Below are 22,551 nucleotides of genomic sequence, written 5' to 3' on the forward strand. Positions count from 1 at the left end.
ATCGGCCATATCGCGGCGCCGGGAGGGGCGGTGGACTGGACTCATGGATGCCATCACCACTCCCCCTCGACCGTCCAATGAACCCGTACACGGCTATGCCCCCGGTTCGCCGGAGCGCGCGCGCATCGTCGATGAGTTGGCGCGGCAGTCCCACGCCGGTCGGCGCGAGTTCCCCCACATCATCGGCGGCCATCTGAGCCTCGGTGCCGGCGATGAGATCGACGTCGTCCAGCCCCACGCACACCGCGAGGTCCTGGGCTTCATCACCAACGCCACCCACGACGACGCCCGTGCCGCCGTCGACGCCGCTCGCGCCGCCGCCGACGACTGGGCGCACACGAGCTTCGACGACCGGGCGGCCGTCATCCTGCGCGCCGCCGAACTGCTGGCCGGGCCGTGGCGCGAACGGATCGCGGCCGCAACGATGCTCGGTCAGTCGAAGTCGGTGCAGCAGGCCGAGATCGACGCACCGTGCGAGCTCGTCGACTTCTGGCGGTTCAACGTGGCCTTCGCCCGCGAGATCCTCGCCGAACAACCGGAGTCGTCACCGGGGGTGTGGAATCGGCTCGACCATCGTCCGCTGGACGGCTTCGTCTACGCCGTGACCCCGTTCAACTTCACCGCGATCGCCGCGAACCTACCCACGGCTCCGGTGCTCATGGGCAACACCGTCGTCTGGAAGCCCTCACCCACCCAGGCGTATTCGGCCCAGTTGATCATGGCCCTTCTCGAGGCCGCCGGCTTGCCGCCCGGTGTGATCAACCTCGTCCACGGCGACGGCGTGGCCGTCTCGGATGTCGTACTCGCCGACCAGGATCTGGCCGGCATCCATTTCACCGGGTCGACACGCACGTTCCGGCATCTCTGGCGCGAGGTCGGCGCCAACATCGAGCGATACCGGAACTATCCCCGCCTCGTCGGCGAGACCGGTGGCAAGGACTTCATCGTCGCGCATTCCTCGGCCGAGCCGCACGCGCTGCGAACGGCATTGTCGCGCGGGGCCTTCGAGTACCAGGGACAGAAGTGCTCGGCGGCGTCACGCGCCTACATCCCGCGGTCGGTGTGGGATCGGATGGGCGACGAGTTCCTCGGCGAGGCCGCCGAACTCACCTATGGCGACGTTCGCGATCTGACGAATTTCGGTGGCGCGGTGATCGATCGGCGCGCGTTCGACAAGCAGGTGGCGGCAATCGACCGCGCGAAGTCGTCGGCGTCGCTCACCGTCGCGGTCGGCGGCGACTGCGACGACTCCGAGGGTTTCTTCGTCCGGCCCACCGTCCTGTTGTCCGACGATCCGACCGACGAGGCGTTCGCCACCGAGTACTTCGGTCCGATCCTCGCCGTTCACGTCTACGACGACGCGGAGTACGAGAACATACTCGGACTGGTGGATTCGACGGCGACCTACGCACTGACCGGGTCCATCATGGCCACCGATGTCGCGGCCGTCACACTGGCGTCCGACCGATTGCGCAACGCCGCGGGCAACTTCTACGTCAACGACAAACCGACCGGTGCGGTCGTCGGACAGCAGCCCTTCGGCGGGGGCCGGGCGTCGGGGACCAACGACAAGGCCGGATCGAAGCAGAACCTGATGCGCTGGACGTCGACCCGCACGATCAAGGAGACCTTCAGCCCGCCCACCACGACGACCTACCCGCACATGGCCATCGACTGGACGGGGATCTGATGGGCACCGTCTTCGACACCGTGCTGCGTCCGGCGATCGTCGCGGTGTCGCGTAGCGAACGCGTCAAGGATATGTCCGAGCGGTGGCCGGTGACCGAGAGAGTGGTGCGCCGGTTCGTGCCGGGCGAATCACTCGCCGACGCCATGACCGCCGTCGGAGCCGAACTCGATGACGGACTCGCCGTCACGGTCGACCACCTGGGTGAGGACGCCGTCGACGAATCCCGGGCCGACGCCACGGTGAGCGCCTATCTCGAACTCCTCGAGGCACTGTCGATGTTCCGGTCGGCACCTGCCGGGTCGGTCGAGGTGTCGGTGAAGCTCACCGCACTCGGCCTGAGCCTGCCGGAGCACGGCGTGAAGATCGCCGAGGAGAACGCGCGGACGATCGTCGACGCCGCAGATGGCCGGGGCGTCCTGGTCACCGTGGACGCCGAGAGTCACACCACCGTCGACCGGCGACTGGCGATCGTACGCTCGTTGCGCGACGACTTCCCGGACACCGGAACCGTGCTGCAGGCCGGCCTGCGCCGGACCGAGGACGACTGCGCCGAGTTCGCGGCGTCGGGAGCTCGAATCCGCCTGTGCAAGGGCGCCTATGCCGAACCGGCCGCAGTCGCCTTCACCGAGCGCCGGCAGGTCGACGACAACTATCTCCGCTGCCTCCGGACGCTGATGAAGGGGCGCGGATACCCGATGGTCGCCTCCCACGACCCCACGATGATCGACGCCGCCACGATCCTCGCCGACGAGTTCGGACGGGCCCCGGGCACCTGGGAACACCAGATGCTCTACGGCATTCGCGTCGACGAGCAGCGTCGTCTGGCCGACGCCGGCGCCCGGGTCCGCGTGTACATCCCCTACGGCGCACAGTGGTACGGCTACCTCGTCCGCCGTCTCGCCGAGCGGCCGGCCAATCTCGGCTTCTTCCTGCGCGCGCTGGCCGGGTGACCCGACCTATGGACCCGCAACACCCCGAACTCCCCGGCAGCGGCGACCCGAACATCGGGGTGCGCATAGTCAACGACAATCAACGCACAGTCGACCAAATCTTACGCACAGTCAACGATTTCGTGACTCGGAGAAGCTGTCCCCATCTCGCCGGGATTCAGTAACCGGCGAACGAGTCGGTGTGAACACGCCAGGGCCGGGTCCTCGTGGAACCGTCGAGCCGACGGATCGTCGCCGAGGTCCGTTCGACGAACGCCGTTGTGCCGGAAACGTAGTAATGTGTGCCCGCGGCTCGGGGTCCGATCATTTCGGCGACCCGGTCAGCATCGTCGACCCCATCGGCGATGTCCGGCGCTTCGACGGTCACGACACGTGCACCGGCCGCCCGAGCGCTGTCGAGGTCATCGTCGTACACGGCGCGTCGTCGGTCCCGCAGAACGTGCACGACGGTCAGTCCGGACAGATCGCGACCCGGCTCCGACTGCACCAGATCCCGAACCATCGACACGAACGGCGTGATGCCGATCCCCGATGCGATCAAGACCACCGCACCGTTGGACGGAAACGCCCGCGGCAGAACGAAGTCGCCGCCGATCTCGTCGACGTAGGCGCGTCGCGCGGTCCCCTCCACCAGCGCCGCCTTGTACGCGGACGGCTTCGCGGCAACCGTGAAACCGAACTCCACCGGTTGCTGCCGGGGCGCGGACACGAACGAGAAGACCCGCCGCGAACCCGACCACACCGGTGCCGACCACCGGGGCACACTGACACTCGACCACTGGCCCGCCCGGAACGACGCGGGGGCACCGACCGCTTCACCGCGCACCGCGTAGGTCCGGTCGGCAACCGGGGTGGTCACCACGTCGAGCGGCACCCGGCGCGCGGTCCCCGACACCAGGCGGACCGCGAAGGCGTACAGACATCCGACGAGCAACGCGACCTCGGGCACAAATGCCAACGTGTACGCGTCGGTGATCGCAATCGTGTACTGGCAGTGCATCAGCACGCCCACCAGGGCCGCATAGACGAGCCGATGGATCTCGGTGGCGGGTGACGTGAGCGGCTCGGGCAGCATGATGGCCGCGACGAACAGCATCGGACTCGACACGACCCACGTCGACAGGTCCTGCCCACCCCGCACCAGCTCGACGACCCCGATCGTGACGAGCAAGGCACCGATGAACACCAGGGCCAGCCGCCACTCGCGGATCAGCGTCACCACCACGGCGCCGACCACGATCATCGGCACGAGCAGCGGTTCGGCGGCCACCCACCAGAAGGGAAAACTGATGCCCTCGACACCGGCATAGGCCAGCGCATAGCAACCGATCGCGCCCGCGACCGCGGGATTGACAAACAGCCGACGACGCCACGCGAGAACATATTTCGACGCCGCGGCGATGGCGGCGCCCACCGCGACGGTCGCCACCGCGGTGTCCTCGGAACCGCCCGGCAACACGAAGAACAGGATCAGTCCGGTGATCAGCCAGGAGTCCGAGTTGGGCGGCACCCGTAACACGCCGGCGCAGGCATAACCGACGACCGCGCTCACCCCGACCGCGACCACCAGCCACACCGCGAGGTCGTCCGGGCCGTACCCGAAATCGGCGTCGGTCGCGGACACGACGAAGGCCACCGCGACCAGCACCACCAACCCGCACAGCACCGCCCGATACGGGGTCAGGTGTCGCCGGGCGGCATCGATCGGCGAGAGCAGCTGCGGCAGAAGCGTTGTCACAGGAACAACTCCAATCCGGGGATCGCGGTGTGCTCGACGCTCCCGTTGCGTCGGATGGTCACGTGGTGGAAACCTTCGCGGTGGTGGTCGAAGTCGCCGCGCAGGAACGCCGCCGGCGTGAAGAACAGCGCCGTCGCCAAGCCGTCCGCCTCCATCGCCGACGGCGCGATCACCCAGGTCGCCAGGACTTCTCGGGCGGGCGAGGCCGTGCGCGGGTCGACGATGTGATGCCAGTCGGCCCACACCCGCCGATTGCTCGCCGATGCGCAGATCGCGCCACCGGCGACGGACACGACACCGATCGCCTTCGTCGTATCGGACGGATGCTCCAACGCCACCCGCAGTCCGCGGGAGCGGGGCGAGACCACCATGTCGCCACCGGCGTCGACCACGAAGTCGTCGACGCTCGCGCCGACGATGGCCGCCACCCGGTCCACCGCGAATCCCTTTCCGGCAGCGCCGACGTCGAGCAACGCCGGTTCGCGGATCTCCAGTGCGCCCGTGTGCTCGCCGATCACGGAGTCCCATGCCGGGGCGGCCGGCACCCGGGTGGACGCGCGCAGGCTGTAGGCGGCGTCATAACCCGCGTCGGCGAGCGTCTGCCCCACCAGCGGCGACACGGCGCCGCCGGTGAGGTCGTAGAGACGGCGATACCAGTCGACGAGCGGCTGGTCGGAGTCGGCGATCGGGTACCGACCCGCCTGCCTGGCCATGTCCGCGACCGTCGAGTCGTCCCGGAACCGGGACCACGCGCGATCGATCCGGTCGATCTCGGCGTCCACCGCGTCGACCACGTCGACGGGCAGCGGCGACGGGGTACTGATCGTCCATCGGGTCCCGATCGCGTCGAAGGTCCAGTGGTGCGCGGCACCGAGTGCGGTCAGGCCTGGGCCTCTTCCTTGATCTGGGTGATCGCCTCGTTGAAGCCACCGGAGGTGAGCGACGAACCGGACACCTTGTCGACCTCGATCTCGTCGATGTTCTTGCCCACCACGACATCGGAGATGCCACCGGCGAACTTGCCCTGATACTCCAGCGACGGCCCCTTGGTCTGGCTCGTGTCCACCGACACCGCGGTGATGACCGAGTTCGACAGCGTGACGGTCACGCCGACGCTCTGCGGGCCACCGGGCGAGATGTACTCACCGCGCGCGGTGTACTCGCCGTCCTTGTATTCGCCGGAGCCGGCGTCGGCCGCCTCGGTGGCGGCCGAACTGTCCGCCGTCGTGGCGGTGGTCGAGTCTCCCGACCCGGAGTCCCCGGACGAGCACGCGCCCGCGACGAGTCCGACCGCCGCCATGGCGGCGACCACCCCGCCGGTGCGAGCAAGGGCGGTGGATCCCCGGAGAGTCCGGGATGGACGGGGGGACTCGGAGGAGGCGGTGCTGCGCGGTTCGAGGGTCTCGGGCGTCTCTGGGGTGTACGTCATGTACCAATTGTGCCGATCGCGCGCGCATTCGTCCCGACGACGCCCGCGGCGTCGGCGAAACCGGTCTCAGCGTCCGGCGGCCGCGACCCTCGCCTGGATGGCGTCGACGAACACGGTGCGGATGTCGGCCGCGTTCTCCGCGACGTAGGTGGTGCCGCCCGTCGCCTCCGCGATCTGCTTGAGTGCGTCGGAGTCCGCGTCGTCGGAGATGCCGATCGTCAGCACCAGCACCGGACGCGCCGGGTCCTCGAGGCGCTTCAACTCGGCGAGCAGTTCGTCGAGCGTGATGCTGTCGGGATCCTCGTTCTGCCCGTCGGTCATGATGATGACGCTGTTGGAGTAGTTCGGGTCGTAGGTGTCCTGCACCTTCTTGAACGCCGCGAGGGTCGTGTCGTAGAGACCGGTCCCGCCACCGAGGTCCGACAGCCCCTCTTCGACGGCCCGGCCGAGCGCGTCGCGATGCGTACCGCTCCCCGAGCGGGCGTCGAGGCGACGGATCGGGGCGAGTTCCTCCCAGTCCTGCCCGGGCCCGCCCTTGTTCACGCTGAACGCCCAGCCGCCGATCATCGTGTTGTTGGGGAAGAGTTTCAGGCCGGTCTGGGAGGCGTCGATGAGCAGGCCGGCCCGGGTGGTCCCGCCGGCCGGCGTCTCCATCGATCCGGAGGTGTCCTGCACGACCAGCGAGCGGATCGGCACACCCAGCACCTGCCACTGGCGCAGCGCCTTCTCGACGGACGACGGATCGCGGAGTTCGAGCTCCTTCACCGGCTGGCCGACGCCGTTCCCGTCGGCGTCCCGGTATCCGGAGTCGGCCAGTGCGGCGCGTCCCGCGTCGGTGCCCAGGGCGGCTACCAGGGCCGCCCCCGCGTCGGCGGACGCCTGCTGACGTGCCGCGGGTGCCGTGTTGACCAGCGGGTAGTCGAGCATCACGGTCCCGGCCGCGGGAATCGTCGACGTCAGCTTCGAGCCCGGATGGGTACGCATGAAGAGGTCGAACTGCTGCTCGGTGGTGACCACCGGGACGCCGGAGGTGTTGGCGAGGTTGAGCCGGGTGCCCTCGTTGTCGTTGGCGAGGCGCGCATTGTTCTGCTGGATGGCGAGGATGGTCATCGCCTCGGTCAAGTCCTCGTCGGCGAGCTCGCCGGAGTCGACCGCCGCGAGAGCGCCGATGATCGGCGCGTCCCCGGTGCTGGTGTCCACGGGGCTGCCGGTGCGCAGGTCCGGCAGCTTCATGACCTCCACCCAGGTGCCCAGCTCGGGCACGTCGGTACCGGCGACGACGGCCGGGGTCGACGCGATCGACGGCGACACCAGGTCGAGTTCACGACGCACCTGGGTGGTCACGCGGCGGGCCTGCACCTGCGAGTCCGCGACCCAGAGATCAGGAGCCGCGGCACCCTGCGTGAGGAGTCCGGGCACGTCCGCGCCCGCGGCCGTCTGCACGTCGTAGTCGAAACACGAATCCGCGGACGCCTGCCGCGCCACCTCGCGCAGCGGCCCCGTCATCGCCGAGTCCGACGCCACCGCCACCCGGGTGCGTTCACCGCAGCCGCCCGAACTGGTCTGCCAGATGATGACGCCGGTGACCAGGGCGACGACGACCAGCAGAACGGCACCCGCCCACAGCCATCCGCCGCGACGGCCCCCGTCGGTGTTGCGATGCTCGAAACCGAAGTCGTCATCGCGGTCCGACCGGGCACTGTTCGACGGAGACTGCGCACGCGGCGGGACCGCCCCTCCCGTCCGGTCGTTCCCGTTCCACTCGTTTCCGGCGCGATCGGCACCGGAGCTGTGACGCCCCATTTGTCTTCTTCCCGTTCCCCTCGTACGGCAGCCGGCAGGCCGGCCTCTCGCGTGGCCGCCGCACGACGCATCGACGCATCGGCGGTCGCGGCCCGCGCGCTCACGCGTGGCTCAGCCGAACACCTCACGGAACTTCAGCAGCGACTTACGCAGATCCCCCGAAACCGCCATCGCCGCGGTCTTGCCCACGGGTCCGATCAGCGGCAGCCCACCCAGATCAACAGTGAAGGTTACTTCCGATCCGGTCGACGTGGGAGCGATGCCCAGATCCAGCTTGGCCTTGACCCCGCCTTTGCCGTTGCCCTTCAGGCGTACGTGGGACACCGGCTCGAACTTCTCGACGACCCAGTCGAAGCGGACGCGGGTGCCCTTGACCTTCACGATCGACGAGATCTCGGTCCCCTTGCCCAGCTCGGTGGCGTCCGGGAGGGGGCTGCGCCACGTCTCGTGGATCACCAGCCATTCGCTGTACCGCGAGAGATCCGAAGCCGCGGCCCAGGTATCTTCCGGTGACAGATCAACGCCGATGGAGTCGCTCGTCTTCGCCATGACCCAAGAGAGTAGTGCCCCCGCCTCCGCCGCCGAACAGGCACGTTCGCTGCTGGGCTCGCACCTGACCGGGCACGGTGTGACGATCCGCCTGACCGAGGTCGAGGCCTACGCCGGTCCCGACGATCCGGCGTCCCACGCCTACACCCGAACACCCCGCTCGGAGATCATGTACGGCCCGCCCGGCCGCCTGTACGTCTACCGCATCCACGGCCACCACTGCGCGAACGTCGTGGTCGCCGGCCCGGGTCCTGCGGCCGCCGTGTTGCTGCGCGCGGGCGAGGTGATCGACGGCACCGAACTCGCGCGCGCCCGGCGCGGTGTCACCCGCGTCGGGCCCGTCTCCGACGACCGACTCGCGAGCGGCCCGGGCAATCTGTGCCGCGCTCTGGGGATCACGATGGCCGACCTCGACACCGACCTCACCGACCCGTCGACCCCCGTGCTCCTCGAACCCGGGACGCCCCGAGCCGGCGAACGCGTGGTCGCCGGCCCACGGGTCGGCGTCCGTCGGGCCGCCGACCTCGACTGGCGATTCTGGATCGGCGGCGACCCGACGGTGTCGACGTATCGCCGACATCCGCGGGCGGGCGCGTGAACCGTTCTACTGCTGGGGGTTACCCGGGTTCTGGTGCCCGGAGTTCGGTCCGGGATTCTGGTGTCCGGGGTTCTGCTGCCCCGGGTTCTGGTGCGGCGGGTTCTGGTGAGGGGCGCCGACGGCCTTGCGCACGGCGTCCTGTGCCTTGTCGACCTGACCCGAGTACTTGTTCTTCGTGACCTTGTCGATGGCGTCGCCGCCCTTCTCGATCAGGTTCGGGTTCTTCTGCAGCGTGGCTCTGGCCTTGTTGACGAGTCCCTTGAGATCCATGGCGTCTCCTCTGATCGACGTGCCGGACATCTTCCGGCCACTTGCCGCAGATTCTATCGGTCGGAGACGAGCGCCCCGCTGAGCTGCGCTTCGTCCCCGTGGGTGGCGATCCACCTCGGCGCCACGCGTGAGACGACCTCGACGCACACGATTCCGACCGCGGCCGAGATCAGGGCCACCGAGTTCATCCCCCAGTTCGAGGAGTCGAGCCGGAACAGGTCCTGGGTGAACGGCCACGCGAAGATCAGCACGTACGCGCCGGCCGAGACCGCCAGCAGGACGACCTTCCACCAGTTGTACGGACGGGCGACCACCGCGAGCACATAGACCGCGATCGCGATCAACGTCATCAGCGCCGCGGTGGCGGCCTGCGTCTGAGGCTGCGACAGCTCGACGGCGTCCCCGCCCACCTCGACACCGGCGCCGCCCGGGTTGACGATCAGGTAGGTCACGAAAGTGCACAGACCGACGATGACGCCGTTGGGCACCGCGCTGAGCAGCACCCGGCGCACGAAACCACGGCGTGCTCGCTCGTTGTTGGGAGCCAGCGACAGCACGAACGCCGGTATGCCGATGGTGAACCAGGCCGAGATCGTCACGTGGATCGGCTGGAACGGATAGCTCAGCGGATCGGACCCGAACACCGCCCCGAGGAGTCCGCCCACACCGACGAACAGCGCCAGCAGCACCGCGTACACGGTCTTGGTGAGGAACAGGTTGGAGACGCGCTCGATGTTGCCGATGACGCGACGACCCTCGCCCACCACGTAGGGAAGAGTGGCGAACTTGTTGTCCAGCAACACGATCTGGGCCACCGACCGGGCCGCGGAGCTGCCCGAGCCCATCGCGACGCCGATGTCGGCGTCCTTGAGCGCGAGGACGTCGTTGACGCCGTCCCCGGTCATGGCAACGGTGTTGTCCCGCGACTGCAACGCCTTCACCATGGCGCGTTTCTGGTCGGGCCGCACCCGGCCGAACGTCACACCGCGTTCGACGACGTCGGCGAGTTCGCCTGTCTCGGCGGGTAACTCGCGCGCGTCGACCGAGGTGTCGACCGACCCGAGGCCGAGCGACGCGGCGACCGCGCCCACCGACCGGGCGTTGTCGCCGGAGATGACCTTCACCGCGACATGCTGCTGTTCGAAGTAGTCGATCGTGTCGCGCGCGTCGGAACGCACGCGTTGTTCGAGGACCACGAGCGCCACCGGCGACACGGTTCCCGGAGCGATCTGACCCGGTGCGGGGTCGGTGTCGACGGGGATGTCGGTGCACGCGAGCAGCAGCACGCGGAGTCCGGTGGCGCCGATGTCGGAGGCGAGGCGGGCCGTGTCGCTCGCCGGGTCGAGCAGGACGTCGGGCGCACCGATGAGCCAGTGCCCGTCGTCGCTTCCGGCATCCGGGCCGGAGCCGCTTCCGCGCAACGACATCCCGCTCCACTTGGTGGCGGAGGTGAACGGTTTGACGGCCGTCACCGTCCAGTCCGGCGCGACCGGGTGGGCCTCGGCGACCGCGACCATGCTGGCGTTGGGTCGCGGGTCGTGGGCGGCGAGTGCGGCCAAGACCTGGTCCGCGGTCTCGCGTGGTACCGACCCGAGGTTTCGCACCTCGGCCAGTCGCATCCCGTTCTCGGTCAGGGTGCCGGTCTTGTCGGCGCAGACCACGTTGACGCGCGCCAGTCCCTCGATGGCCGGTAGCTCGTTCACCAGACACTGCCGTTGACCCAGTCGCACGACGCCGACGGCGAAGGCGATCGAGGTCATCAGGACGAGCCCCTCCGGGACCATCGGCACCAACGCGGCGACCATGCCCAGCAGCGACTTGCGCAGATCGTTGTCACTGATGAAAAGCTGATTGATGATCGTCAGCACGCCGGCCGGGATCAGCAACCAGGTGATCACCCGCAAGATCTGGTCGATCCCGGAGCGCAGTTCCGAGGAGACGAGGGTGAACTTCGACGCCTCGGCCGCGAGCTGCGCCGCGTACGCGTCGGCGCCGACCTTGGTGGCGCGGTACGCGCCCCCGCCGGCCACCACGAAACTGCCCGACAGCACGGCGGCTCCCGGGTCCTTGTCGATCGGGTCGGCCTCGCCGGTGAGCAGCGACTCGTCGACGTCGAGCGCGGTCGCCTCGACGACCTCACCGTCGACGACGATCTGGTCGCCCGCACCGATCTCGATGATGTCGTCGAGCACCACCTCATCGGGCGGCACCTCGGTCACCGTGCCGTCGCGCCGGACCCGTGGTCGGGTCTGACCGACGATCGCGAGCTTGTCGAGGGTCCACTTGGCGCGGATCTCCTGGATGATGCCGATGCCCGAGTTGGCGATGATCAGCAGCCCGAACAGCCCGTTGATCAGCGAGCCGGTGAACACGACGATCGCGAACAGCACCCCGAGGATCGCGTTGATCCGCGTGAACACGTTCGCGCGCACGATGTCCGAGACACTGCGACCGGACCGGTCGGGCAGGGCGTTGACCTGACCGGCCGCGACCCGCTGCGCCACCTCGGCGGCGGTGAGACCGGGACTGGCGATCCCCGTCGACGAGCTCACGCGGAGGCCTCCCACCAACCGGGCTGTGCCACACCGGTACCGGTCCGGTGGGTCAGGTCGATCGAGCCACCGGGCTGCGGCACCAGGATCGTCGGCGTGTCCGGCCGCGAATCCGCCCGCAGCCGCGCGATGGGCTCGCCCCACGGATGACGCGCCAGGTTGAAGGTCCCCCAGTGGATCGGGATGAACACCGAGTCCGAACCCGAACCGGGCGAGACCATCCGGTGGACCGAGAGGGCCTCCTCCGGGTTCACGTGGATGTCGGGCCACATCACGTCGTAGGCCCCGACGGCGATGAGGGTGAGGTCGAACGGGCCGAGGCGGGCGCCGACGTCCTCGAATCGTTCGCTGTGTCCGGTGTCCCCGGAGAAGAAGACCTTGTGGTCGCGGCCGGCGATCGCCCAGCTGCCCCACTGTGTGAGATTGCGTGCCAGCCAGCGCCCGGAGAAGTGCCGTGCCGGGCCGCACGTGAAGCGCAGCTCGCCCGCCCTGGTCGGCACCACCACCTCCTCCCACCAATCCGCCTGCCGGATACGGTCTTCGGCGATCCCCCACGACGCGAGGTGCGCACCGACCCCGATCGTCGTGACGAAGACCGCATCGGGCTGCGTGTCGGCGATGGTGGTGACGGTGTCCATGTCGAGGTGGTCGTAGTGATCGTGACTGATCAGGACGACGTCGAGCGGCGGCAACTGCGACGCCGACAGAGGCGCGGCGTGCATGCGTGCGGGACCGACGATCTGACTCGGCGAACAGCGACGGCTCAGAACGGGATCGGTGATGACACGGGCGCCGTCGATGTCGACGACGGCGGTGGCGTGACCGAGCCAGGTGACGGCGAGGTCGGCCGGCGCGTCGAAGCGCGGGACCGTCACCAGGACGGGTCGGCGCGGCCGGCCGGGCCGCCGGGCCATGTCGGTGAGGACCTGCAGGCTCGGGTCGGCGATCGACGGGGGTTCCGGGTTGTCGAAGGCGCCATCGCGCTGGTGCGGACTGTGGAGCACATGCGGCGCGATCTCCGTACGGGAGGCGCCGAGCGCGCGGGCGGGGCCGAGTCCCTCGGCCGCGAGCCGCCCGACGACGGCATCGGCCACCGCCACTCCTGCCGAACCCACGCGCGCGAGGACATCGTGGCGCAGGTCGGTCGTGCCTTTTCTACCGGTCGTGGAGGTCACGTCCACACAGTAGTGCGTGAAGCGCATTGTGTGCCTCACCGGCACTGATAGGCTCCACCGAGCATTGTCCACCGAGCATGCGCCGGCGCATGCGGTCAGGAAGTCACCGCAGTGGCACGGATGTCCGTCGACCAACGTCGAAGCGCGCTCATCGAATCGGCGTACCGCGTGATCGCCGATCACGGGGTCGAGGGCGCGACGACCCGTCGCATCTGCGCCCACGCCGGGATGCCGCTCGCGAGCTTCCACTACGCGTTCGAGAGCCGCACCGCACTGTTGTGCGCGGTGATGGAGACGGCGGTGCCCACCGACATCGAGCGCATGCTGCACGCCGTGCTGCCCGCCGCCGACTACGGATCGGAGCCCGGGCCGGAGACGATCCGGTCGAGCATGGTGCGGCAATTCCACGCGTTCTACGACCTGTTGAAAGCCGACCCGGGACGGATGCAGGCGACCATCGCGCTCGGCATCTACGCCCACAATCACCCGGAGCTGCAGCAGGTCGGCAAGTACATGTACGAGCAGCTCTACCGGGTCGCCTCGGCGGGGCTGCGGTCGATGGCCGACCTGACGCCCATCGTGTGGACCACGCCGGTCGAGGACCTCGGTCCGCTCATCATCGCGGCGACCAACTCGATCACACTCGTCTATCTCAGCACCGCCGACGACAAGGTCGTCGACGCGATCATCCGCTCGATCGCCGACCAGCTCATGACCTATGTCAGCTTCGAGTGAGGGTCTCGACGCGTCCCCGGCCGGCGGGACGACGCCCACCCCCTGGCTGAGTGACCCCGAATCCCACTGGGCGGCAATCGATCAGGCGGTCACCGACGCGGGACTCGACGCCCCCGTCCTCGCACTCGACCGGGCCGCCCTGGAGCACAACGTCGCCGACCTCACCCGACGGTCGGCGGGTGCCCCCATCCGGCTGGCCACCAAATCCGTCCGCGTCCGCTCGGTCGTCGAGGACATCGTCGGTCGCCCCGGTTTCCACGGCGTACTCGCCTACGACCTGGCCGAGGCGCACTGGTTGGCCACGCAGTCGGGAATCGGCGAGGTGCTGATGGGTTATCCCAGCGTGCGGCGGAATGCGCTGGCGGCCCTGATCGCCGACGAGGTCGCGACGAGCCGGGTGAGCGTGCTCGTGGACTCCGTCGACCAGCTCGACGTCATCGATTCCGTCGTGTCCGCCGGCGCCCGGCCGCCGATCCGAGTCGCCATCGACCTCGATGCGTCGTACCGCTTGCTCGGCGGACGGGTCCACATCGGCGTGCGCCGCTCCCCGGTGCACTCACGTCGAGATGCACTCGAGCTCGCACGAGATGTCGTGGCCCGTCCCGGCTTCGACCTCGTCGGAGTCATGTCCTATGAGGCGCAGGTCGCCGGGGTGGCCGACGCCGTCCCGGGTAAGGCGTTGGCGAACCGCGCCGTCCGGGCGATGCAGCATCGTTCGATGGCCGAGTTGCGCCGTCGTCGGAGCAAGGTGATCGGGGAACTGCGTCAGATCGCGGACCTGGAGTTCGTCAACGGCGGCGGCACCGGATCCCTCGAGGAGACCGCACGCGATCGCGCGGTCACCGACATCGCGGCCGGCAGTGGGCTGTTCGGCGGTCACCTGTTCGACGGTTATCAGCGCTTCCGGCCCGCGCCCGCACTGGCCTTCGGGCTCGACGTCGTCCGGCGCCCCGCCCCCGGCATCGTGACCTGTGCGGGCGGCGGGTGGATCGCCTCCGGCCCGCCGGCCGCCGACCGGCTGCCGTCACCGGTGTGGCCGCAGGGACTCGCCTTCGTCGGCACCGAGGCGGCCGGCGAGGTGCAGACCCCACTGCGGGGTGCGGCCGCCGATCGGATCGCCGTCGGAGACCGGGTGTGGTTCCGCCACACCAAGTCCGGCGAGGTGTGCGAGCGGGCTCGCGAGGTCGCGATCATCGATCGGGACGACGCCGGGCGGGCCACGGTGAGCGAGGTCGTGCCGACCTACCGAGGAGAGGGCAAGTGCTTCCTGTGAGCGGTACCGCTGCGCGTTCGACGCAAGCCTGGCGCAACTGGGGCGGTACCGCCGGTTGCTCGCCGAACCGCGTCGTCAGCCCGTCGAGCGCCGAGGAGATCGCCGGCATCGTCCGGGAGACAGCGGCGCGCGAGGGCACGGTGAAGACCGTGGGCGCCGGACACAGCTTCTCCCCCATCGCCGTTGCCGATGATGTGCAACTCGAGCTGTCCGGCCTGCGCGGACTCGTGTCGGTCGACGCCCATCGCGTGACCGTGCGGGCCGGTACCCATCTCCACGAGATCCCCGGGCTCCTGGCACCTTTCGGTCTCGCGATGACGAATCTCGGCGACGTCGACCGGCAGACCATCGCGGGCGCCACCTCCACCGGAACCCACGGCACCGGGCTGGCCTTCGGGGGCATCAGCACCCAGATCGTCGGCGCGACAGTCGTCACCGGCACCGGTGACATCGTCACGCTGACCTCCGACGACACCGACCTACAGGCGGTCGCGCTCGGCCTCGGCGCCCTCGGGGTCGTCGTCGAACTGACCATCGAGTGCGTGGACGAGTTCCGGTTGCACGCCGTGGAGGGGCCGGAGACCGCCGACGCGGCGATCGCCGCGTTCCACGAACGCGTCGCGAGCACCGATCACCACGAGTTCTACATCTTCCCGCACACCAATTGCGCTCTGGTCAAGACGAACACCCGCGTCGGGCCCGACGCCCCGCTCACCGGCCCGTCACGCATCAAGCGCTACATCGACGACGAACTCCTGAGCAACAAGGCTCTCCGACTGCTGTGCGAGATCGGTGCGCGCGTCCCCCGGCTGGTACCGACCATCAACGGTGTCACCGGTCGCGCGCTCTCCGCGCGGGAGTTCACCGACACCTCCACCGGGGTGTTCGTCTCCGACCGTGACGTCCGGTTCCGGGAGATGGAGTACGCCATCGACCTCGACGCCGTTCCCGAGGCCCTGGGCGAGATCCGGGCACTGCTCGACCGGCGCGAGTATCTGGTGAGCTTCCCCATCGAGGTCCGCGCCGCGGCCGCCGACGACCTGATGCTGTCCACCGCATCCGGCCGCACCAGCGGTTACATCGCCGTCCACCGCTACCACCGCGACGACCCCGCCGACTCCGACGCTTATCTCGCCGACGTCGAAGCCATCCTCACCGGTTTCGGTGGCCGACCGCACTGGGGCAAGATGCACACCCGCGACGCCGAGTACCTCCGCGGGGTCTACCCGCGATTCGACGAATTCCGTTCCGTGCGGGACCGGTACGACCCGTCTCGCGTGTTCGCCAACGACTATCTGCGGCGAGTGCTGGGCGACTAGGGCACAGACATCAGCCCGCGTACCGCGACATGGCAAACCCACCCCTTTTCCGTAAACTCACCGCCACACCGGGCGCTGGGTTTACGGAAAAGGGGTGGGTTTGCCGGCACTCGCAGCACGGCCACCTGGTCGGGACGGTGATCTTCTGGTCCACTGGAGTACATGCGCGACGTCCTGCGGTCCCTGACCGAACTCCTCGACACCGGTGACGCGCGGCCGGTTGCGCTCTGCCGGGTCGTCGGCACCACGGGATCGGCTCCCCGCGAGTTGGGCGCCGCGATGATCGTGACCGAGGACGACACCGTCATCGGGTCGGTGTCCGGCGGCTGCGTCGAATCCGCGCTCGTGCACACCGCGCGCGACGTCCTGGCCGACGGCGTCGCCGTGGTCGAACACTACGGCGTCGACGATCCCGACGACCCCGCGCCGGGCCTCACCTGCGGAGGGCAGATCGAGGTCCTCGTCGAGCGGGTTTCCCCGACCGCCCAGCGCCGTCGGCACCTCACCCGCATGGTCGCCGCACTCGACGACGACGAACCGATCTCGTGGGCCACGACCCTCACCGACGACACCGACTGGTACCTCGCCACGGCGACGTCGCAGCCGGCCTGGCGTCGTCTCGACCGCGACGTCGCCGACCTCCTCACCACCGGCCGCAGCGGGCTCATCGGGGTCGACGACTGCGACGCGCCGTCCGACGAACGCCCCCGTACCTTCGTGCAGACCTTCGCCCCACCCGCGCGGCTGATATTGGTCGGCGCCAACGACTTCGTGCGGGCGCTCAGCTCACTCGGGACGAGTCTCGGGATGCGGGTGACGGTTGTCGACGCGCGACCGGTGTTCGCCACCCGCGCACGGTTTCCCGACGCCGACGACGTCGTCGTCGGGTGGCCGGATAGGTACCTGGCGGGCGAGATCCGGGACGGACGGGTCGGTGCGTCGACCTCGATCTGCGTGATGACGCACGACCCGAAGTTCGACGTCCCGACCCTGCGCGTCGCACTCGCTTCCCCGACCCTCGGTTTCGTCGGTGCGCTGGGGTCGCGACGGACCGTCGACGACCGCCGTCAACGTCTCCGCGACGCGGGCCTCGACGACGGGCAACTCGCCCGTCTGCGCTCACCGCTGGGGCTCGACCTCGGCGGGCACACACCCGGCGAGGCGGCCGTGGCCATCGCAGCGCAGCTGATCGCCGAACGGCATCGTGCGACGGCGACACCCCTCCACGCGGGAACCGGCCCCATCCACCGCCGGTAGCGAGGTGCTCCGCTCAGGACCCGAGGAACCTGGGCGCGCGCTTCTCGGCGCGGGCCGCGCGGCCCTCCTGCAAGTCGGAACTCTCCCACGCCCGCATCATCGCCGCGGCCCGATCGTCGGGCGCCGCATCGCGGGCACCGTCGCCGTTGAGGACGAGCTTGTAGTGCTGGAGCGTCAGCGGGGCGAGGTCGGCGATCGTGTGCGCCCAGTGCTGGGCATCGACGAGATCGCCGATGCGGTTCGCGAAGCCCAGCGAGTGGGCCCGATCGGCACCGAGCGGGTCGCACCCGATCAGCATTCCCCGGGCCTGCCCCGCCCCGACCAGTGACACCAGCCGCCGGATCGTCCACTCGTCCACGGCGACACCGATTTTCGCAGCCGGTATGCCCGCGATGGCGTCCGGTGCCATCACGCGGAGATCGGCGGCCATCGCCAGCTGCAGCCCCGCGCCGATCGCCGACCCGTTCAACGCCGCGATCACGGGCACCGGCGCGGTCTCGATCTGCCGCAGGGTGCCGACGAGGATGTCGAGGAAACCCTTGTCGTACACCGGACCGGACAGGTCGGCACCGGCGCTGAAGACCGGCCCCCGACCGGTCACGACGATGGCGCGGGCACCCGCCCCGAGCGCGGCGTCGAAGGCACCGGACAAGCCCGACAGCATCTCCTCGTTCAGGGCGTTGCGCTTGTCTACCCGGTCCAACTCGATCGTGACGACCGATCCGTCGGTGGTGGAGTGGATCATGGGCCACCACCCTACCGACCACACCTCGCATCGGCCTGACAGCGGCACGGCGTGACAAGGTGGGGACGTGCAGATCCCCCCGACCGGCGCACAGCCCGCCCCGCATACGGATGTGTTGATCATCGGCGGCGGACAAGCCGCCCTCTCGGCGGCCTACTTCCTCCACCGCTTCGGGCTCGGCGATCGGTACCAGATGCTCGACCACGCCCCCGGGCCCGGCGGCGCCTGGCAGTTCCGGTGGCCGACGCTGACCCTGGCCACCGCCAACCGCGTCCACGACCTACCGGGCTGGGGTCTGGTCGAGGCGCTCGGTCTGGACTGCGACGAGCTACCGGCCGCAACTGCGGTCCCCGCCTATTTCGGCCGCTACGAGGAGAAGTTCGGCCTCACCGTCCATCGGCCCGTGCATGTGCGCGCCGTGCGACGTGAGGGCGACGGCTTCCGCGCCGAGCTGGGTGGCGGCGGTTCGGTCACGTCGAATCTGATCGTCAACGCCACCGGCACCTGGGACCGGCCGTTCATCCCGCACATCCCGGGTGCAGCCGACTTCCGCGGCCGACAGCTGCACACACACGACTACACGTCGCCCGAGGAGTTCGAGGGCAAACGCGTCCTCGTCGTCGGTGCGGGCATCTCTGCGATCCAGTTGCTGATCGAGATCGCCCGGGAGGCACCTGGGAGCGAGACGTTCTGGTGCTCGCGGCGCGAACCGGTGTTCAACTCCGGGCCGTTCACCCCGGAACAGGGACGCGAGGCCGTCGCCCGTGTCGAACGGCGTGTGCGCGCCGGGCTGCCCCCCACGTCGGTGGTGTCGGTGACCGGGCTGGCGCTCACCCCGACGATCGCGGCGGCGAAACGGGACGGGATCCTGACATGGCGCCCGATGTTCACCCGTATCACCGAGACCGGCGTGTGCTGGGACTGCGACGGCGGGACCGGTGAGGGCCTCGATCGCGCGCGCGTACCCGACCACCTGGACCTCGACGTCATCTTCTGGAACACCGGATTCCGCAGCGCCATCGACCATCTCGCCCCGCTGCGGCTGCGCGCGCCGGGTGGGGGGATCACCATGACCGGGCGCCTCGCGACCGTCGTCGACGCCGATCCGCGAATTCAGCTACTCGGCTACGGCCCATCGGCATCCACGATCGGCGCCAATCGCGCCGGGCGTGAGGCGGCGCGGGTCGCGGCCGAGTTGCTCGGCGTGTCCGCGCACTGACCCGACGGCGGGACGGTTTGCCCGCTCTTGACAAGTTGTTGTGTTTTCACAACACTAAGTCACGTGAGTCCAATACGCCGTGGGGAAAAGCTTCCCATCTACAACCGCATCGGCGTCCTTCGCGCCGAGCGTCGGATGTCGCGGGCCGAACTCGCCGCCCTCGTGGGCATCAACGTGCAGTCGGTGGGCGCACTCGAACGCGGTGACAACTATCCCAGCCTCGACCTCGCCTTCCGTATCTGCGACGTCTTCGACCTCCCCGTCGAGGCGGTGTTCAGCCGTCGAGAGTTCGGGGCGATGTCGGCGGCGCTCTACCACCGCGAAACATCCCCGAAGTCACCAGAATCACCACCCGTCCACACCATCCACACCGACGACACCGGAGGTGAACGATGACCGACCCCTACTCGGCCATCCCCGAGGAGGCAACCCCCGCGCTCTGGCGACGCTATGAACAATGGCGCGGTCAGCGGCATCAGGAATTCAATGCCAAGAACTCCCACCGTCTGACCTCGTGGCGCACCCGGCGCACGTTCCGGCGCCTCGTCGTGGCGCAGGTGTTCTTCGCGACCGTGCTCCTCTTCAGCTCGATCATCGCGTTCTTCACATCCGGGTGGTTTCTCCTCCCGTTCATGATCGGCCTGTTCGGGATCATCACGACGCTCTACCTGCTCCGCATCGTCACGGGCTCGATCGCCGACACACCGGTGACGGCACTCGACGAGATCCAGGTGGCGCAACGCAACTCGGCACGCTCGATCGGCTTCACCGTGCTGTACTGCCTGATGTTCATCCCGTACGCGGTGCTGATCGTCCTCAGCTTCCGCGACGAGGTACCCGGGCAGGCCGTCTACGGCTCGGCGATCCTGCTGATCACCCTCGTACTCTCCGCCATCTGCGTGCCGACCATGCTGACCGCCTGGTGGATGGCCGATCCCGACCCCGAAGACCTCGAAGCACTGTCATCCGACCCGACAACCATCCCCAGTGAGGAGGGTGCGCCGTGACCGCACCACTGATCGTCGACGGGCTCCACAAACGCTACGGAGATCTCGTCGCATTGCAGGACATGACCTTTCATGTCGAGCCCGGTGAGATCTTCGGCTTCGTCGGCAGCAACGGCGCCGGCAAGTCCACGACGATGCGCATCATCCTCGGCGTGCTCGCCGCCGACTCCGGCGAGGTGCGGCTCGGCGACCGCCGCATCGACCTCGACCTGCGCCGCCGGATCGGTTACATGCCCGAGGAGCGCGGCCTGTACCCGAAGATGAAAGTCGGTGAGCAACTCACGTTCCTGGCGCGCCTGCACGGCATGTCCGCCGCCGAGGCCGAGGAGTCGGTCCGGCGCTGGACCGACCGGCTGGGCGTCGGCGCGCGCTACGACGACAACGTCGCCGATCTCAGCCTCGGCAACCAGCAACGCGTCCAGCTCGCCGCCGCACTGGTCCACGATCCCACCGTCCTCGTGCTCGACGAGCCGTTCTCGGGTCTGGACCCGGTCGCCGTGGACGTGATGAGTGACGTATTGAAAGAGAAAGCAGCCGAGGGCATTCCGGTCATCTTCTCCTCGCATCAGCTCGACCTGGTCCAGCGGCTGTGCAATCGCGTGGGCATCATCGCCAAGGGCCAGATGCGTGCGCTCGGCACCGTCGACGACCTTCGCGCCCGCGACGGGGTCAGCCTCGAGATCACCGGGCCGCGTGCCGACATCGCCTGGGCCGAAGGCCTTCCGGGCGTGCGGAGCGTGGAGTACGGCGAGACGACCCGGCTCCTCATCGACCCGCAGACCGCCGACGATCAGCTGATCCTCTCCACCGCGCTGCAACACGGTCCCGTCCACCGCTTCGCGACCTCGACCCCGTCCCTGACCGACCTGTTCCGAGAGGTGGTTTCCGCATGACCACGCTACGCGACACCCCGCCGACACCCGCCACCGGCGACACCAGTGCCACTGCCGCACAGGCCATTCGTCTCGTCGCCGGCCGCGAGATCACCACGCGCGCCAAGACCAAGTCCTTCGTGGTGAGCACCGCACTGCTGATGGTCGTGATCATCGCCGGTGCCATCATCATCAACCTGTTCTCCGGCGGGGACGACACCGAGAAGGTCGCCGTCGTCGGTCAGCCGTCAGCGGTCACCGAGTCCATCGTGTCCGTCGGCGAGGCGTCGGGCACCACCATCGCCACCGAACCCGCCGACACTGTCGAACAGGCGCGGGATCGCGTGAACAGCGGCGATGTGGCCGCCGCGCTGGTGCCCGGTGAAGCACCCGGGTCGTACGTCATCATCACCAAGGACAGCCTCGAGCCCGCGCTCGAGGGGCCCATCAGAACCGCGGTGTCGCAGGCGAATCTGACGGCGGCACTGTCCGAACGCGGCGTCGACGCCGCCACCCTGCCGACCGTCGACATCAGCGTGACCCAGACCGAGCCGGACAAGCCCGATGAGGGACAGCGTCTGCTCATCGCCATGGTCGGCGTGGTGTTGCTGGTCACGGCGATCATGATGGGCGGCACGATGGTCGCCGTCGGCGTCGTCGAAGAGAAGACGTCGCGGGTCGTGGAGCTGTTGCTGGCGACCATCAAGCCGCTGCACCTGCTGTGGGGCAAGATCATCGGCATCGGCGTCGTCGCCCTGGGCCAGGTGGTGCTGCTCGGCGCGACCGCATTGATCGCCGGTACCGCGACCGGAATACTCACCCTCCCGGGTGCCGCCCTCGGGATGTTCGCGGCGGTGATCGCGTGGTTCCTCCTCGGGTTCCTGTTCTTCTCTTCCCTCTACGCGGCGACCGGGGCCATCGTGTCCCGACAGGAAGAGCTGAACTCGTCGTCGGCTCCGCTGACGTTCCTCGCGGTCGCGGTGCTGTACTCGGGCATCTTCGGTGTCCAGGCGATGGATTCGACGCTGATCGAGGTACTCAGCTGGATACCGCCGTTCAGCGCGGCCCTGATGCCGATGCGCATCGCCACCGGCGACACCGATGCCGTGCAGAAAATCGTGACGTTCGGTCTGATGGGTGCCGCCTGTGCGGCCGCCACCTGGATCGCCGCGCGGATCTACCAGCGCTCCATCCTGCGCACCGGATCGCGCATCGGGTGGGGTGAGGTGCTCAAGCTCGCCCGCTGACCCCCGCTGGTTGAGCCGGGGCCCGCCCTCCGCTGGTTGAGCCGGCCCCGAGCGGAGCGAGGCGCCGTGTCGAAACCACCTGGTGACCCGCGGAACTCAGGCGTCGCCAATCCGTCCGGCCCC

The 22,551-nt window shown here is 69.0% G+C and carries 21 protein-coding genes; 12 read left to right on the forward strand and 9 right to left on the reverse strand.

What is annotated here, in order from left to right:
* Positions 1 to 43 precede the first annotated feature (43 nt).
* Together pruA and AB4Z55_RS21185 are read left to right on the forward strand one after the other, a co-directional pair.
* The gene (gene pruA, locus AB4Z55_RS21180) at positions 44 to 1,690 is read left to right on the forward strand and encodes an L-glutamate gamma-semialdehyde dehydrogenase (protein WP_369520456.1); all 1,647 of its coding nucleotides are present in this window, start codon (positions 44 to 46) and stop codon (positions 1,688 to 1,690) included.
* On the forward strand, positions 1,690 to 2,640 hold the full coding sequence (locus AB4Z55_RS21185; protein ID WP_369520457.1) for a proline dehydrogenase family protein: 951 nt from the start codon (positions 1,690 to 1,692) through the stop codon (positions 2,638 to 2,640). The genes pruA and AB4Z55_RS21185 overlap by 1 nt, the downstream gene beginning before the upstream one ends.
* A 157-nt stretch (positions 2,641 to 2,797) precedes the next feature.
* On the opposite strand, the gene AB4Z55_RS21190 is transcribed toward AB4Z55_RS21185, so the two are convergent.
* The 5 genes from AB4Z55_RS21190 to AB4Z55_RS21210 form a co-directional block, all read right to left on the reverse strand.
* Positions 2,798 to 4,378: an FAD-dependent oxidoreductase gene (locus tag AB4Z55_RS21190; RefSeq protein ID WP_369520458.1), complete on the reverse strand. Its 1,581-nt coding sequence runs from the start codon at positions 4,376 to 4,378 to the stop codon at positions 2,798 to 2,800.
* On the reverse strand, positions 4,375 to 5,262 hold the full coding sequence (locus tag AB4Z55_RS21195) for an FAD:protein FMN transferase (protein ID WP_239402922.1): 888 nt from the start codon (positions 5,260 to 5,262) through the stop codon (positions 4,375 to 4,377). Before AB4Z55_RS21195 ends, AB4Z55_RS21190 begins: the two co-directional genes overlap by 4 nt.
* A complete protein-coding gene (locus tag AB4Z55_RS21200; protein WP_101820321.1) occupies positions 5,259 to 5,807 on the reverse strand; it encodes an FMN-binding protein in 549 nt (182 codons plus the stop codon). The genes AB4Z55_RS21195 and AB4Z55_RS21200 overlap by 4 nt, the downstream gene beginning before the upstream one ends.
* A 66-nt stretch (positions 5,808 to 5,873) precedes the next feature.
* Positions 5,874 to 7,610: a substrate-binding domain-containing protein gene (locus AB4Z55_RS21205; RefSeq protein WP_101820320.1), complete on the reverse strand. Its 1,737-nt coding sequence runs from the start codon at positions 7,608 to 7,610 to the stop codon at positions 5,874 to 5,876.
* Between the two features lie 111 nt (positions 7,611 to 7,721).
* A complete protein-coding gene (locus AB4Z55_RS21210; protein WP_004020140.1) occupies positions 7,722 to 8,159 on the reverse strand; it encodes an SRPBCC family protein in 438 nt (145 codons plus the stop codon).
* On the opposite strand from AB4Z55_RS21210, the gene AB4Z55_RS21215 reads away from it, so the two are divergent.
* Entirely contained in the window at positions 8,137 to 8,757 is a 621-nt protein-coding gene (locus AB4Z55_RS21215; RefSeq protein WP_004020141.1) for a DNA-3-methyladenine glycosylase, read from the forward strand. The genes AB4Z55_RS21210 and AB4Z55_RS21215 overlap by 23 nt on opposite strands.
* Before the next feature lie 6 nt (positions 8,758 to 8,763).
* Here the strand turns inward: AB4Z55_RS21215 and AB4Z55_RS21220 are convergent, their stop codons facing one another.
* Genes AB4Z55_RS21220 through AB4Z55_RS21230 form a run of 3 tightly spaced genes read right to left on the reverse strand, consistent with a single transcriptional unit; the run spans position 8,764 to position 12,760 of the window.
* Positions 8,764 to 9,027 carry an antitoxin gene (locus AB4Z55_RS21220; RefSeq protein ID WP_369520459.1) on the reverse strand — a complete coding sequence of 88 codons (264 nt, stop codon included), beginning with the start codon at positions 9,025 to 9,027 and terminating at the stop codon, positions 8,764 to 8,766.
* 53 nt (positions 9,028 to 9,080) lie between these two features.
* Positions 9,081 to 11,579 (reverse strand): HAD-IC family P-type ATPase, encoded by a 2,499-nt coding sequence (locus tag AB4Z55_RS21225; protein ID WP_369520460.1) that lies wholly within the window; start codon positions 11,577 to 11,579, stop codon positions 9,081 to 9,083.
* Positions 11,576 to 12,760, reverse strand: a complete 1,185-nt coding sequence (locus AB4Z55_RS21230) for an MBL fold metallo-hydrolase (protein WP_369520461.1) — start codon at positions 12,758 to 12,760, stop codon at positions 11,576 to 11,578. Before AB4Z55_RS21230 ends, AB4Z55_RS21225 begins: the two co-directional genes overlap by 4 nt.
* 105 nt (positions 12,761 to 12,865) lie before the next feature.
* Between AB4Z55_RS21230 and AB4Z55_RS21235 the strand changes: the two genes are divergently transcribed.
* From AB4Z55_RS21235 to AB4Z55_RS21250, 4 genes are all read left to right on the forward strand, one after another.
* A complete protein-coding gene (locus AB4Z55_RS21235) occupies positions 12,866 to 13,489 on the forward strand; it encodes a TetR/AcrR family transcriptional regulator (protein WP_239402865.1) in 624 nt (207 codons plus the stop codon).
* Complete coding sequence (locus tag AB4Z55_RS21240; protein ID WP_248644895.1) at positions 13,473 to 14,762, forward strand: alanine racemase; 1,290 nt, start codon at positions 13,473 to 13,475, stop codon at positions 14,760 to 14,762. The genes AB4Z55_RS21235 and AB4Z55_RS21240 overlap by 17 nt, the downstream gene beginning before the upstream one ends.
* A complete protein-coding gene (locus AB4Z55_RS21245) occupies positions 14,750 to 16,081 on the forward strand; it encodes a D-arabinono-1,4-lactone oxidase (protein ID WP_239402863.1) in 1,332 nt (443 codons plus the stop codon). The genes AB4Z55_RS21240 and AB4Z55_RS21245 overlap by 13 nt, the downstream gene beginning before the upstream one ends.
* 162 nt (positions 16,082 to 16,243) lie before the next feature.
* Positions 16,244 to 17,338: an XdhC family protein gene (locus AB4Z55_RS21250; protein WP_239402862.1), complete on the forward strand. Its 1,095-nt coding sequence runs from the start codon at positions 16,244 to 16,246 to the stop codon at positions 17,336 to 17,338.
* 13 nt (positions 17,339 to 17,351) lie between these two features.
* On the opposite strand, the gene AB4Z55_RS21255 is transcribed toward AB4Z55_RS21250, so the two are convergent.
* Positions 17,352 to 18,083, reverse strand: coding sequence for an enoyl-CoA hydratase (locus AB4Z55_RS21255; RefSeq protein ID WP_354563521.1), 732 nt, complete (start codon positions 18,081 to 18,083; stop codon positions 17,352 to 17,354).
* A 67-nt stretch (positions 18,084 to 18,150) separates the two neighbouring features.
* Here AB4Z55_RS21255 and AB4Z55_RS21260 point away from each other — a divergent pair, with 67 nt between their 5' ends.
* The 5 genes from AB4Z55_RS21260 to AB4Z55_RS21280 all read left to right on the forward strand — a co-directional run bounded on the left by AB4Z55_RS21260 (position 18,151) and on the right by AB4Z55_RS21280 (position 22,428).
* Positions 18,151 to 19,302, forward strand: a complete 1,152-nt coding sequence (locus AB4Z55_RS21260) for an NAD(P)-binding domain-containing protein (RefSeq protein WP_239402860.1) — start codon at positions 18,151 to 18,153, stop codon at positions 19,300 to 19,302.
* Between the two features lie 63 nt (positions 19,303 to 19,365).
* A complete protein-coding gene (locus AB4Z55_RS21265) occupies positions 19,366 to 19,698 on the forward strand; it encodes a helix-turn-helix transcriptional regulator (RefSeq protein ID WP_033203714.1) in 333 nt (110 codons plus the stop codon).
* Complete coding sequence (locus AB4Z55_RS21270) at positions 19,695 to 20,309, forward strand: hypothetical protein (RefSeq protein ID WP_004020152.1); 615 nt, start codon at positions 19,695 to 19,697, stop codon at positions 20,307 to 20,309. The genes AB4Z55_RS21265 and AB4Z55_RS21270 overlap by 4 nt, the downstream gene beginning before the upstream one ends.
* Positions 20,306 to 21,202, forward strand: a complete 897-nt coding sequence (locus AB4Z55_RS21275) for an ABC transporter ATP-binding protein (protein ID WP_369520462.1) — start codon at positions 20,306 to 20,308, stop codon at positions 21,200 to 21,202. The genes AB4Z55_RS21270 and AB4Z55_RS21275 overlap by 4 nt, the downstream gene beginning before the upstream one ends.
* On the forward strand, positions 21,199 to 22,428 hold the full coding sequence (locus AB4Z55_RS21280; protein WP_369520463.1) for an ABC transporter permease: 1,230 nt from the start codon (positions 21,199 to 21,201) through the stop codon (positions 22,426 to 22,428). Before AB4Z55_RS21275 ends, AB4Z55_RS21280 begins: the two co-directional genes overlap by 4 nt.
* The last annotated feature ends 123 nt before the right edge of the window (positions 22,429 to 22,551 follow it).

This window comes from Gordonia sp. ABKF26 (assembly GCF_041103195.1).
Taxonomy (GTDB): Bacteria; Actinomycetota; Actinomycetes; order Mycobacteriales; family Mycobacteriaceae; genus Gordonia; species Gordonia terrae.

Coding starts and splice junctions, on each gene's coding strand:
- pruA (WP_369520456.1), top strand. CDS start 44: ATGGATGCCATCACCACTCCCCCTCGACCGTCCAATGAACCCGTACAC.
- AB4Z55_RS21185 (WP_369520457.1), top strand. CDS start 1,690: ATGGGCACCGTCTTCGACACCGTGCTGCGTCCGGCGATCGTCGCGGTG.
- AB4Z55_RS21200 (WP_101820321.1), bottom strand. CDS start 5,807: ATGACGTACACCCCAGAGACGCCCGAGACCCTCGAACCGCGCAGCACC.
- AB4Z55_RS21205 (WP_101820320.1), bottom strand. CDS start 7,610: ATGGGGCGTCACAGCTCCGGTGCCGATCGCGCCGGAAACGAGTGGAAC.
- AB4Z55_RS21215 (WP_004020141.1), top strand. CDS start 8,137: ATGGAGTCGCTCGTCTTCGCCATGACCCAAGAGAGTAGTGCCCCCGCC.
- AB4Z55_RS21210 (WP_004020140.1), bottom strand. CDS start 8,159: ATGGCGAAGACGAGCGACTCCATCGGCGTTGATCTGTCACCGGAAGAT.
- AB4Z55_RS21220 (WP_369520459.1), bottom strand. CDS start 9,027: ATGGATCTCAAGGGACTCGTCAACAAGGCCAGAGCCACGCTGCAGAAG.
- AB4Z55_RS21240 (WP_248644895.1), top strand. CDS start 13,473: ATGTCAGCTTCGAGTGAGGGTCTCGACGCGTCCCCGGCCGGCGGGACG.
- AB4Z55_RS21250 (WP_239402862.1), top strand. CDS start 16,244: ATGCGCGACGTCCTGCGGTCCCTGACCGAACTCCTCGACACCGGTGAC.
- AB4Z55_RS21255 (WP_354563521.1), bottom strand. CDS start 18,083: ATGATCCACTCCACCACCGACGGATCGGTCGTCACGATCGAGTTGGAC.
- AB4Z55_RS21270 (WP_004020152.1), top strand. CDS start 19,695: ATGACCGACCCCTACTCGGCCATCCCCGAGGAGGCAACCCCCGCGCTC.
- AB4Z55_RS21280 (WP_369520463.1), top strand. CDS start 21,199: ATGACCACGCTACGCGACACCCCGCCGACACCCGCCACCGGCGACACC.